Source organism: Pseudomonas khavaziana (assembly GCF_036704165.1).
Taxonomy (GTDB): Bacteria; Pseudomonadota; Gammaproteobacteria; order Pseudomonadales; family Pseudomonadaceae; genus Aquipseudomonas; species Aquipseudomonas khavaziana.
In genome coordinates, this window is sequence record NZ_CP129946.1 from 5,982,319 (window position 1) to 5,995,512 (window position 13,194).

Genomic DNA, 13,194 nt, shown 5'->3' on the forward strand with positions numbered 1-13,194 from the left:
GTGGGAGGGGGCTTGCCCCCGATTGCAATAGCACAGCCACCACCTATCCCTGCCCCGGTGCGTTACCATACCCGGCCCGACGCGGCGCCCTGCTGCGCGCAGGAGTTCGCATGGCCCACCCGTTTGAAACCCTCACCCCTGACCTGGTCCTTGACGCCGTTGAAAGCATCGGTTTCCTCAGCGACGCACGCGTATTGGCACTCAACAGCTACGAAAACCGCGTGTACCAAGTGGGTATCGAAGACGCCGAGCCGCTGATTGCCAAGTTCTACCGGCCCCAGCGCTGGACCAACGAGGCGATCCTGGAAGAACACCGCTTCACCTTCGAACTGGCCGAATGCGAAGTACCGGTCGTAGCGCCGCTGATTCACAACGGCGAAAGCCTGTTCGAACACGCAGGTTTCCGCTTCACTCTGTTCCCGCGCCGTGGCGGCCGGGCGCCTGAGCCGGGCAATCTCGACCAGCTCTATCGCCTCGGGCAATTGCTGGGCCGTTTGCACGCAGTGGGTTCCACCCGCCCGTTCGAACACCGTGAAGCTCTGGGCGTGAAGAATTTCGGTCACGATTCCCTCAACACCTTGCTTGAAGGCAACTTCATTCCCAAGAGCCTGCTGCCGGCCTACGAGTCCGTGGCCCGTGATCTGCTCAAGCGCGTGGAAGAGGTGTACAAGGCCACGCCGCACAAGAACATCCGCATGCACGGCGATTGCCACCCGGGCAACATGATGTGCCGCGACGAGATGTTCCATATCGTCGACCTTGACGACTGCCGCATGGGCCCGGCGGTGCAAGACCTGTGGATGATGCTCGCCGGCGACCGCCAGGAATGCCTGGGCCAGCTGTCGGAACTGATGGACGGCTACCAGGAATTCCACGACTTCGACCCGCGCGAACTGGCCCTGATCGAACCTCTGCGCGCCCTGCGCCTGATGCACTACAGCGCCTGGCTGGCACGCCGCTGGGATGACCCGGCGTTCCCCCACAGCTTCCCGTGGTTCGGCAGCGAGCGGTATTGGGGCGATCAGGTGCTGGCGTTGCGTGAGCAGCTATCGGCCCTCAACGAAGAACCCCTTAAACTCTTCTGACTGCTTTGCTTTATGTGGGAGGGGGCTTGCTCCCGATAGCGGTGTATTAGCCAGCGTTTCTGTAGCTGACCCCACTGCAATCGGGAGCAAGCCCCCTCCCACATAAAAATCCCCATTACCAAGCAGGTCGCCATTGTCTGACAAATATTCTTACAATCGCGCTTTGTTAGCTGCCTAAGCAAGGATTCTGCAATGCAAGCCGCCAACCCTCGCAAGGGGTACATCCTGGGCCTGAGTGCCTACGTCATCTGGGGTCTGTTCCCGCTCTACTTCAAAGCCATCGCCAGCGTACCCGCCGCCGAAATCATCGTGCACCGTGTGCTGTGGTCAGCGCTGTTCGGCGGTTTGCTGCTGGTGGTGTGGAAACATCCCGGCTGGTTCCGCGAGTTGCGCGACAACCCCAAGCGCCTGGCGATCCTGGCTCTCAGCGGTTCGTTGATTGCGGCTAATTGGCTGACCTACGTATGGTCGGTGAACAGCGGGCGCATGCTCGAGGCCAGCCTGGGTTACTACATCAACCCGCTGGTGAATGTGCTGCTGGGCATGCTGATCCTCGGTGAACGCCTGCGGCGCCTGCAATGGATAGCGGTGGGCCTGGCGGCGGTGGGCGTTGCGCAACAGGTCTGGCAGGTCGGCAGCTTGCCATGGGTGTCGCTGGTGCTGGCGTTGACCTTCGGTTTCTATGGCCTGATTCGCAAGCAGGCGCCGGTCAAGGCATTGCCCGGGCTGGTGGTGGAGACCTGGATGCTGGTGCCGATTGCCGTGGCGTGGTTGCTGTTCAACCCGTCGGCCCATAGTGCGCAACTGGAATTCTGGAGCACCTCCGAAGCCTGGTGGCTGGTGGCCGCAGGCCCGGTCACGCTGATCCCACTGGTGTGTTTCAACGCCGCCGCTCGGCATTTGCCCTACACCGCACTGGGCTTTTTACAATACGTCGCGCCGACCCTGGTGCTGTTGGAAGCCGTATTGCTGTTCGGCGAACATCTGGCGCCGGCCACACTGATGGCCTTCGCTTTCATCTGGGCCGGCCTGGTGGTGTACAGCCTGGATGCCTGGCTGAGCGTGCGCAAACGCTGATCAAATAATGTACAACCCCCTGCAAGCCACGGCCTTCGTGGCTTGCAGCGTTCCACCCCAAGGTTATCCACAACCTGATCCCCGCCATGTGTGCACAAGTCCTTGAAACTGCTCGTTTTTTGCTCAAATAGCGGAGAAGCACGGCCGGCGTGGGCTGGCGCCGGGTCTCTACAGGTTATCCACAGGCCCATGCAAGATTTCCATGCATAACCTTGTGGATCGTTACTCCTCCTGACGCAGCTCCACCATCAAGTCATCGGCCAAGGTTTCCAGCGATGCTTGCAAAGTCTCCAGCGACAGGCTCGCTGGCACCTGCAAGGACGCTTCGGCATTAAACAGCGGATCACCACTCATGGGCGCCGGGCGCACATCGGTACTCAGGCGTTCCAGATTGACGCCCTGCTGGCTCAACAGCGCGGTGATCTCACGCACAATGCCCGAGCGATCATTGCCCACCAGCGTCATCACAATCGACTTGGACACCGACGCTTGCCCGGTGCTGCCCTCGCCCACCAGCGCACGTATGCCATGCGTGGATAAATCCTCCAACGCGCCCACCAACGCCTGACGCTGCTCGGCCGGCACGCTGACCCGCAGGATCCCGGCAAACTGCCCGGCCATATGTGCCATGCGGCTTTCCAGCCAGTTACCGCCGTGGGCGGCAATGGTCTGCGCGATGCGTTCCACCAGCCCGGGTTTGTCGGCAGCGATAATTGTGAGTACAAGATGGTCCATGGCAACGCCCTCTGGAATTCAATCTACAAGGTGGACCCGGGAGCCCTCGAAAACAAATCGTGTACCATTTTTATATTTATCTGGAACAATCCAATAGTTTTTTGAGAACATCTGATTCTCCACTGTGACCGTACGACCAAAGTGGGTCGCTAAACGACGTATTTAGTCTAATTTTCACAACCGCAAGTCATCATGTAGTATGCCCAACCGTGCACTACATAATGAAAATCTGAAAAAGCGCATAAGCTCCGCAGAGTGAGGCAAGCAATGACTGAACACGTTCAAGTCGGTGGCCTGCAGGTCGCCAAAGTCCTGTTCGACTTCGTGAACAACGAAGCCATTCCCGGTACCGGCATCACTGCCGACCAGTTCTGGGCCGGTGCCGATAAGGTTATCCACGACCTGGCACCGAAGAACAAAGCCCTACTCGCCAAACGCGACGATTTCCAGGCGCGGATCGATACCTGGCACCAGACCCACGCCGGCCAGGCCCACAACCCTGTGGCCTACAAAGCCTTCCTGCAAGACATCGGATACCTGCTGCCAGAAGCCGCAGACTTCCAGGCCTCGACCCAAAACGTCGACGATGAAATCGCGCACATGGCCGGCCCCCAGCTGGTAGTGCCGGTGATGAACGCCCGCTTCGCCCTCAACGCCTCGAATGCGCGCTGGGGCTCGTTGTATGACGCGCTCTATGGCACCGACGCCATCAGCGAAGCCGACGGCGCCGAGAAGGGCAAGGGCTACAACAAAGTGCGTGGCGACAAGGTCATCGCCTTCGCCCGTGCGTTCCTTGACGAAGCCGCACCGCTCAGCGCCGGCAGCCACGTCGACTCTACAGGTTACAAAATCGTCGATGGCAAGCTGATCGTCAGCCTCAAAGGCGGCAGCAACAGCGGCCTGCGCGACGATGCGCAATTGATCGGCTTCCAGGGCCCGGCGGCCGAGCCGATTGCGATCCTGCTCAAGCACAACGGCCTGCACTTCGAGATCCAGATCGACGCCAGCACCCCAGTCGGCCAGACCGATGCGGCGGGCGTCAAAGACGTGCTGATGGAAGCCGCGCTGACCACCATCATGGACTGCGAAGACTCCGTCGCCGCCGTGGATGCCGATGACAAGGTGGTGATCTACCGCAACTGGCTCGGCCTGATGAAGGGCGACCTGGCCGAAGAAGTCGCCAAGGGCGGCAAGACCTTCACCCGCACCATGAACCCTGATCGCGTGTACACCGGCGTGGATGGTCAGGACGTGACGCTGCACGGCCGTTCGCTGCTGTTCGTGCGCAACGTTGGCCACCTGATGACCATCGACGCAATCCTCGACAAAGACGGCAACGAAGTGCCGGAAGGCATTCTCGACGGCCTGCTCACCAGCCTGGCGGCGATCCATAGCCTCAATGGCAACAACACACGCAAAAACAGCCGCACCGGCTCGGTGTACATCGTCAAGCCGAAGATGCACGGCCCGGAAGAAGCCGCCTTCACCAACGAGCTGTTCGGTCGCATCGAAGACGTGCTCAACCTGCCACGCAACACCCTCAAAGTCGGGATCATGGACGAGGAGCGCCGCACCACGGTCAACCTCAAGGCCTGTATCAAGGCGGCCAGCGAGCGCGTGGTGTTTATCAACACCGGCTTCCTCGACCGCACCGGCGATGAAATCCACACCTCCATGGAAGCCGGCGCGATGGTGCGCAAGGCGGCCATGAAGGCGGAAAAATGGATCGGCGCCTACGAGAACTGGAACGTCGATATCGGCTTGAGCACTGGCCTGCAAGGTCGTGCACAGATCGGTAAAGGCATGTGGGCGATGCCCGACCTGATGGCCGCGATGCTCGAACAGAAAATCGCCCACCCACTGGCCGGCGCCAACACCGCCTGGGTGCCGTCGCCAACCGCAGCGGCGCTGCATGCGCTGCACTATCACAAGGTCGATGTATTCGCCCGCCAGGCCGAACTGGCCAAGCGTGAGCGTGCGTCGGTGGATGACATCCTCACCATTCCCCTGGCCAGCAACACCGACTGGTCTGAGGAAGAGATCCGCAACGAACTGGACAACAATGCCCAGGGCATCCTTGGTTATGTGGTCCGTTGGATCGACCAGGGCGTCGGCTGCTCGAAAGTGCCGGATATCAACGACATCGGCCTGATGGAAGACCGCGCCACCCTGCGTATCTCCAGCCAGCACATCGCCAACTGGTTGCGCCACGGCATTGTCAATGAAGCCCAGGTGATGGAAAGCCTCAAGCGCATGGCGCCGGTGGTGGACCGCCAGAATGCCGGTGACGCGTTATACCGCCCACTGGCGCCGGATTTCGACAGCAACATCGCGTTCCAGGCGGCGGTGGAGTTGGTGATTGAGGGGACCAAGCAGCCTAATGGGTATACCGAGCCGGTGTTGCACCGCAGGCGTCGGGAGTTCAAGGCTAAAAACGGCCTGTAATGAAAAAGCCCTGATCGAGAGATCAGGGCTTTTTAGTTGGGTTGAGGGTGACTGAACTAGCGCAATCGGGAGCAAGCCCCCTCCCACATTCTTGAAGTGTTCGCAGTTCAAAATGTGGGAGGGGGCTTGCTCCCGATGAGGCCATCACAGCCTCACAAAAATCAGGATGCCATCCCCAACTCCCGCTTCACCAACTTCGCCAACTTCACGCTATCAATCGGCTTGAGCAAGAAATCCACCACGCTCAAATGCATCGCATCGATCACATCCGGCGCCTCCGCGTCCCCCGACATGATGATGATGGGCAGCGCCGCCCGGGTAGACTCACGCACCTGGCGAATCAACTCCAGACCGTTGCTGGGCTGCATGCGCAGGTCAGTGATCAGCAAACCGATGGAGCTGCTCGATTTCAACAAATCCCACGCCGCCGCACCACTGTCGGCGGTCATGCAGCGAATACCGTCCAGCCCCAGGATCTCCGCCAGCAGTTCACGCGCATCCTTGTCGTCGTCCACGATCAGCACGCGTTGTGGCGGTAAATCAGGCTCCAGCATCACGGCGCTCAGCGCCTCGCGCTCGGCATCACTCAAAATATCGTGGTCGGTCATACGTTTCTCAGCGGTTCTAATCAATCTCCCAGCACTCGTCAGACATCTGCGGAAGGGCGAACAATGTGCACTTCGTCGGAAAGTTTGCCTAGTGGGCGTTCTACGGGGTTCGGACGATAGTCATGTAAGGCTTTTCCCTAGTTTTGCGCGGTTCTCATCAACCTAGACTTACGTCCAATGGGCACCCGCCGTGCAGGCGTCGACCATGCAGCACGATAACGACAAAAAACTGCGGTCACTGTTATGAGTAAAGCTGATGCATTCGCACAGGCAGGAAAAACTGCGGTGTTGCAAAACATCCACGGCACCCTGCAATTCCTGCAACGCTTCCCGCCATTCAACCAGATGGAGCAGGCGCACCTGGCATTTCTGGTGGAACAGTGCCAACTACGCTTCTACGGACCCGGCGACAGCATCCTCAAACCCTCTGGTGGCCCGGTCGAGCACTTTTATATCGTCAAGCAGGGCCGCGTCGTCGGCGAACGACCGGACTCGGCCGACACCACCTTCGAAATCACCACCGGCGAGTGCTTCCCCCTCGCCGCGTTGCTGGGCGAGCGCGCTACCCGCACTGAACATAAAGCCGCCGAAGACACCTTTTGCCTGTTACTGAACAAGCCCGCGTTCATCAAGCTGTTCGCCCTTTCCAGCGCGTTTCGGGATTTCGCTTTGCGTGGGGTCAGCAGCCTGCTCGATCAGGTCAACCAGCAGGTACAGCAAAAAGCCGTGGAAACCCTCGGCACCCAATACTCGCTGAACACTCGACTGGGCGAATTGGCCATGCGCCACCCGGTCACCTGCAGCCCGCACACGCCTTTGCGTGAAGCGGTGACGCTGATGCACGAGCAGCAAGTCGGCAGCATTGTGATTGTCGACGAGCACAAGGCGCCACTGGGCATTTTCACCCTGCGTGATCTACGCCAGGTGGTGGCCGATGGCACCAGCGATTTCAGCCAGGGCATTGACGCTCATATGACCCAGGCGCCATTTTTCCTGAGTCCGGACCACAGCGCCTTCGATGCGGCCATCGCCATGACCGAGCGGCATATCGCCCATGTGTGCCTGGTCAAGGACCAACGCCTGTGTGGCGTAGTATCCGAGCGTGACCTGTTCTCCCTGCAACGTGTGGACCTGGTGCACCTGGCCCGCACCATCCGCAACGCGCCCCGAGTGGAAAACCTGGTGGCGATTCGCGGTGAGATTGGCCAGTTGGTGGAGCGCATGCTCGCCCATGGCGCGTCGTCCACCCAGATCACCCACATCATTACGCTGCTCAACGACCACACCGTGTGCCGCGTGATCGAACTGACCCTCGTGGAAAAAGGCGACCCCGGTGTGCCGTTCAGTTGGCTGTGTTTCGGCAGCGAAGGCCGCCGCGAGCAAACACTGTACACCGACCAGGACAACGGCATCCTGTTCGAGGCCAGGGACGCTGTCGAAGCCGCCGAGATCCGTGGCCGCTTGCTGCCCCTGGCGCAGCACATCAACCAGAGCCTGGCGCTGTGCGGCTTCAGCCTGTGCAAGGGCAATATCATGGCCGGCAACCCCGAGCTGTGTTTGTCGCGAGTGGAGTGGGCACGGCGCTTCGGTGCATTTATTCGTGAGGCGACGCCGGAAAATCTGTTGGGCTCAAGTATCTATTTTGATTTGCGCGTGGTGTGGGGCGATGAGCGCGGTTGCGAGCAACTGCGCCAGGGCATTCTCGACCAGGTGGCCGATAACCGTTTGTTCCAGCGCATGCTGGCCGAAAACGCACTGCGCCAGCGCCCGCCGGTAGGACGTTTGCGCGAGTTCGTGCTGACCCGCAAAGGCGGCGAGAAAGCTACCCTGGATCTCAAGGTGCAGGGCCTTACCCCCTTCGTAGACGGTGCGCGCTTGCTGGCCCTGGCCAATGGCATCCACGCCAACAACACCCTGGAACGCCTGCGCCAGTTGGTGGCCAAGCAAGTGATCGAGCCGCTGGATGGTGCCGCCTATGAAGAGGCCTACCACTTTATCCAGCAGACCCGTATGCAGCAGCACCAGTTGCAGACCCGTGAAAACCTGCCCTATTCCAACCGCGTCGACCCCGACAGCCTCAACCATCTGGACCGGCGTATCCTGCGTGAAGCCCTGCGCCAGGCCCAGCGCCTGCAAAGCAGCCTGACCTTGCGGTATCAGCTGTGAGTCTGTTCAGTTGGTTACACAAGAAAAAACCTGGGCTGGATGCCGCGCAACAGCAGCGCCTGGCGCAATTGCCCAAGCCTGGCGCATTGGGCGACGGCTCGCTGCGCAGCCAGCGCTGGGTAGTGGTAGACCTGGAAACCAGCGGCCTGAACCTTAATCGTGACCAGGTGCTGTCCATCGGCGCCGTGGTCATCGAGGACGGTGCGGTGGATTTTTCCCAACTGTTTGAACGCACCCTGCAACGTACCGACAGCAAGCTCAGCCCCAGCGTGTTGATCCACGGGCTCGGCCCCAGCGCGATTGCCGCCGGCAGCGACCCGACCGAGGCACTGCTGGATTTCATGACGTTCGTGGGCGACAGCCCGTTGCTGGCCTTCCATGCGCCCTTCGATCAACACATGCTGGGCCGGGCGCTCAAGGACAGCCTGGGTTATCGACTGGCCCATCCCGTTCTGGATGTAGCCGACCTGGCTCCTCTGTTGTGCCCCGACGTCACACTGCGCGAAGCCGGCCTGGACGACTGGCTCAACCACTTCAAGCTTCAAGCAGGCGAACGCCATCACGCCAGCGCCGACGCACTGGCTACGGCGGAGCTGATGCTGATCTTGTTCAGCCGTGCCAGGCAGCAGCAGATCGACACGCCCCAGGCCCTGCAAGAGCGTTTGGCCCAATGGAAACGCCGTCAACAATCCCCTTCTCTGTAGGATTCGGTGCAGGGATCGTTCCCACGCTCTGGGTGGGAATGCCGCCAGGGACGCTCTGCGCCCCATTGTTGGCTGTGACGCGGAGCGTCACGGGATGCATTCCTACGCAGAGCGTAGGAACGATCTCCCGACAGACGCCAATTGCACCCACCTCACGCCTCTGACACAATCGCGAATAATTCTCGTTAGTTAAAGCCCCTTATTTATTCGGTGATGCCGTGTCGTCGGTCCAGACTCCACACAGTGAGCTTGTTGGCGCGTTGTATCGCGACCATCGCGGCTGGCTGCTGGCCTGGCTGCGGCGCAACGTGGCCTGCCCAAGCCGCGCCGAAGACCTGAGCCAGGACACCTTCATGCGCCTGCTGGGCCGGGATGAGCTGCGCGAACCTCGTGAACCCCGGGCGTTCCTGGTGGCCATTGCCAAGGGTTTGCTGTTCGACTACTTCCGCCGCGCCGCCCTGGAACAGGCCTACCTCACCGAATTGATGCTGATCCCGGAAAGCGAACACCCTTCGCCGCAAGAACAGCACCTGATCCTCGAAGACCTCAAGGCCATCGACCGTCTGCTCGGCAGGCTGTCGAGCAAGGCCCGCGCCGCTTTCCTCTATAACCGCCTCGACGGCCTGGGCCATGCAGAAATCGCCCGGCGCCTCGGCGTGTCGGTGCCCCGTGTGCGCCAGTACCTGGCCCAGGGCATTCGCCAGTGCTACATCGCGCTGTACGGCGAGCCGTCGTGACCGCCGTCAGTGCCAAACCGGTGTCAGCGCGGGTGCTGGATGCCGCGATTGCCTGGCAACTGTCCCTCGACTCGGGCGAGGGCAGCGCGGTGGAACGCGAGGAATTCGCCAAATGGTTGGCCAGCGATGAGGAACATGCCCGCGCCTGGCGCCAATTGGGCATGCTCGACCAGCGTTTCAGCGTGGCCTCGGGCCCGGCGCGGGCGGCGTTGCTACAATCGCGCCAAGGCATTCGCCAGCGCGTGCGCAAGCTGGGCCGTGGCCTGGCGAGTATCGTGCTGGTGTGCGGCCTGGCGCTGTTTGCCGGCGAGCGGTACGTGCCGATCCACTATTGGCTGGCCGACCAGCGCACCGCCACCGGCGAGCAACGTACACTGAAACTGGCAGACGGCACGCAGATCAACCTCAACACCCATAGCGCCATTGATGTGCGCTTCGACGAAAAACGCCGGTTGATTGTGTTGCAGGAAGGCGAAATCCTCGTCGAAACCGGCCACGACGATGCGCGCCCGTTCTATGTGCAAACCCGCGACGGCAGTCTGCGAGCGCTGGGCACGCGGTTTATCGTCAAGCGCGAAGACCAGGCCACGCGCCTGAGCGTATTGCACTCTGCGGTGGCTGCCCAACCTGAGGCGCTGCATCAAGAACAGGTGTTCAAGGCCGGTCAGCAGGTGTTGATGCGCAGCGACGGCCTGGGCCCGACACTGGCCGTCACCCCGGCCTCCGATGCCTGGACCCGCGGCATGCTGGTGGTCGACAACGCCCGCCTGGGGGATGTGGTCAATGAACTGAGTCGCTACCGCACCGGCTACCTGGGTGTGGATAAAGGCGTAGCCGACCTGCGCATCACCGGCAGCTTCCCGCTGCACGACACCACCCTGGCGTTGAATGCGCTGTTGCCGACCTTGCCCGTGCAGATCGAGCAGCACACGCCGTGGTGGGTGACCGTAACTGCCAAGCCTTAGATTCTGTGGTGACCGGGCAATCGCCATCGGGAGCAAGCCCCCTCCCACAGTTGACCGCGTTCAGCCAGGTAAAACGCGGTCAACTGTGGGAGGGGGCTTGCTCCCGATGAGGCCCTGAAACAAACCGCCAAAAAAATAGTTTCACCTGGCCCTATCACTTTTCGCTTCTCGTTCGGCACCTAGGCAATTGAGAAATATTTCCATTCAGGAGCCGCCCTATGTCCCGCATGCTAGACACCTTGTTGCGCCCCAGCCTGTTAGCCCTGGCCATCGCCCTCGGCACCCCGCTGACCAGCACCGCACTGGCCGCCGCTGAACAAGCCTCCAGCATGCGTGCCTACAACCTGCCGGCCGCGCCATTGGCCGCCACCCTGAACCAGATCGCCAGCCAGGCCGGCCTGGCGCTGACCCTCAACCCGACACTTGCCGCCGGCAAGACCTCGGCCCCGGTCAAGGGCCAGTTCGATGCGCAGGGCGCGCTGCGTGAAGCGTTGCGCGGTACTGGGTTGCAGTTGGAACAAAGCAGTGCGGGCACTTACACCTTGGTGCCGGTTCCAGAAGGCGTCGTGGCCTTGCCGACTACCAATATCACCGGCCAGGGCAACTATGAGAGCGCTTGGGGGCCGGTGGAGGGTTATGTTGCTACCCGCACAGCAGCGGGCACAAAAACTGACACCCCTATCGCCGAGCTGCCCCGTTCCGTCACGGTCATTACTCGCCAGCAAATGGAAGACCGCTCCGTTCTCAACCTCAACGACGCCCTGCGCTACACCGCAGGCGTACAGAGCAGTGGCTATGGCTCCGACTCGCGCAGTGACTGGTTGCTGGTGCGCGGTTTTGTCCCGACTCAATTCCTTGATGGCCTGCCATTGCCCAAAGGTAACTACGCAACGCCAAAAATCGACACTTGGAATCTGGAGCGCATCGCAGTGCTGCGAGGCCCGGCGTCGTCGGTCTACGGGCAAACTCCACCCGGCGGCCTGCTGGATATGGTCAGCCGCCGCCCCCAGACCGAAAGTTCAAACGAAATTGAAGTGCAGGCCGGCAGCAATAACCACAAGCAGATCAACTTCGATAGCACCGGAAAAATCGACGACGAAGGCCAGTTCCTCTACCGAATCAGCGGCGTAGTGCGCGACAGTAATACCGCGGTAGACCACATCCCCGACAAGCGATACAACGTTGCCCCCAGCCTCACGTGGAATATCAACGACGGCACCAAGCTGACGTTACTCACACAGTTCACCCGCGACGATACCGGTATTACCGGTCAGTTCCTGCCATTGCAGGGCACCAAATTGAGTTCGCCAGCCGGCAAGATTTCCCATCATAAGAATCTGGGCGATCCAGACTGGGAATTCTATGACCGCACTTACTACGCACTGGGTTATGCATTTGAAACGCGCCTGAACGACACTTGGCAGTTCCACCAAAACCTGCGCTATACCAAGAACGACTTGTCGTTCCAGGGCCTGACCGCCGGCGGTGCGTTCTTCCCCAATGGCCCGGAAACCGCGGTAGACGCTGACGGCAACGTGCGTCGCTCAGCCGGCAAGGTCGATGAGGACATCAGTCAGTTCGCTGTCGACAATAACTTGCAGGCCGACTTCAACACTGGCGCCGTGAACCACACACTGCTGCTAGGCCTGGACCATCAGCGCTCCACCAGCAATGCGCGCTGGGACTGGGGTTCGACCGGCGTGCCAACCATCAATTTCAACCGCCCGGTGTATGGACAGGACTTCTCCAATGTTCAGTACTTCACCATGTATGACTACACCCAGAAGACCCAACAGACCGGCCTATATGTCCAAGACCAGATGGCGCTGGACAACTGGCGACTGACGCTTGGCGGGCGTGAAGACTGGGTACACACCGGCACTACTTTCCATAACCTGAACGACGTCACCAACACACAACGCGACAAGCATTTCAGCGCAAATGCCGCACTGAGCTATGTGTTCGATAACGGCATCACGCCGTACCTGTCCTACGCCGAATCGTTCCAAGCGGGTACCGGTACACAAGTGGCCACCACCGGGGCTTTCAAGCCGACTGAAGGTAAACAGTACGAAGCAGGGATCAAGTACCAGCCACCGGGCACAAAGGCCTTGTTTACAGCAGCAGTATTTGACCTGACCCAAAAGAACTCCACGGTGACTGAGGGCAGCATCACGCGCCAGATCGGTGAAGTGCGCAATCGCGGTCTGGAATTGGAAGCCAGTGCCGACGTCACCGACAGCCTCAAACTGGTAGGTTCCTACACCTATAACGATAGCGAGATCACCAAGGGCGCGACCGGCGAAGAAGGCAATCGCATGAACCAGTTACCACGCAACCAGGCGACAGGATGGGCCGATTATACGTGGCGCAGTGGATTACTGGACGGCTTCGGTGTAGGTGCAGGCGTGCGCTACGTTGGCGATACCTACGGTAACGCCGCCAACACCGAACTCGGCCACGTAGGCTCCTACACTGTCTACGACGCCTCGGTGCACTACGACCTAGGCCGTGTGAACAGCGCCATGAAGGGTGTCACAGTGGCCGTGGACGCCAAGAACATCTTCAACAAGGACTACCTGTCCACCTGCGACGGTTTCTATTGCTACTACGGTGACCAGCGCAACGTGGTCGCCAGCGTGAACTACAAATTCTAAGACGGTGAAAAACCG

At 60.5% G+C, this 13,194-nt stretch carries 10 protein-coding genes; 8 read left to right on the forward strand and 2 right to left on the reverse strand.

What is annotated here, in order from left to right:
- Positions 1-110: 110 nt before the first annotated feature.
- Positions 111-1,085: a serine/threonine protein kinase gene (locus tag QYQ93_RS26765; protein ID WP_034116112.1), complete on the forward strand. Its 975-nt coding sequence runs from the start codon at positions 111-113 to the stop codon at positions 1,083-1,085.
- Positions 1,086-1,277: 192 nt separating this feature from the next.
- Entirely contained in the window at positions 1,278-2,162 is an 885-nt protein-coding gene (gene rarD / locus QYQ93_RS26770; protein ID WP_043049745.1) for an EamA family transporter RarD, read from the forward strand.
- Positions 2,163-2,384: 222 nt separating this feature from the next.
- On the opposite strand, the gene QYQ93_RS26775 is transcribed toward rarD, so the two are convergent.
- A complete protein-coding gene (locus QYQ93_RS26775; protein WP_043049746.1) occupies positions 2,385-2,897 on the reverse strand; it encodes a glycine cleavage system protein R in 513 nt (170 codons plus the stop codon).
- Positions 2,898-3,164: 267 nt separating this feature from the next.
- On the opposite strand from QYQ93_RS26775, the gene QYQ93_RS26780 reads away from it, so the two are divergent.
- Positions 3,165-5,342, forward strand: coding sequence for a malate synthase G (locus QYQ93_RS26780; RefSeq protein WP_338475858.1), 2,178 nt, complete (start codon positions 3,165-3,167; stop codon positions 5,340-5,342).
- A gap of 161 nt (positions 5,343-5,503) precedes the next feature.
- Here QYQ93_RS26780 and QYQ93_RS26785 read toward each other — a convergent pair whose 3' ends face one another.
- Positions 5,504-5,950, reverse strand: coding sequence for a response regulator (locus QYQ93_RS26785; protein WP_043049748.1), 447 nt, complete (start codon positions 5,948-5,950; stop codon positions 5,504-5,506).
- 243 nt (positions 5,951-6,193) lie between these two features.
- Between QYQ93_RS26785 and QYQ93_RS26790 the strand changes: the two genes are divergently transcribed.
- From QYQ93_RS26790 to QYQ93_RS26810, 5 genes are all read left to right on the forward strand, one after another.
- Entirely contained in the window at positions 6,194-8,116 is a 1,923-nt protein-coding gene (locus QYQ93_RS26790) for a putative nucleotidyltransferase substrate binding domain-containing protein (protein ID WP_043049749.1), read from the forward strand.
- Positions 8,113-8,820 (forward strand): 3'-5' exonuclease, encoded by a 708-nt coding sequence (locus QYQ93_RS26795; RefSeq protein WP_043049750.1) that lies wholly within the window; start codon positions 8,113-8,115, stop codon positions 8,818-8,820. Before QYQ93_RS26790 ends, QYQ93_RS26795 begins: the two co-directional genes overlap by 4 nt.
- 218 nt (positions 8,821-9,038) lie before the next feature.
- A complete protein-coding gene (locus tag QYQ93_RS26800) occupies positions 9,039-9,557 on the forward strand; it encodes an RNA polymerase sigma factor (protein ID WP_043049751.1) in 519 nt (172 codons plus the stop codon).
- The gene (locus tag QYQ93_RS26805; protein ID WP_217880935.1) at positions 9,554-10,522 is read left to right on the forward strand and encodes a FecR domain-containing protein; all 969 of its coding nucleotides are present in this window, start codon (positions 9,554-9,556) and stop codon (positions 10,520-10,522) included. Before QYQ93_RS26800 ends, QYQ93_RS26805 begins: the two co-directional genes overlap by 4 nt.
- A 218-nt stretch (positions 10,523-10,740) precedes the next feature.
- Entirely contained in the window at positions 10,741-13,179 is a 2,439-nt protein-coding gene (locus tag QYQ93_RS26810; RefSeq protein ID WP_338475859.1) for a TonB-dependent siderophore receptor, read from the forward strand.
- Positions 13,180-13,194: the final 15 nt, after the last annotated feature.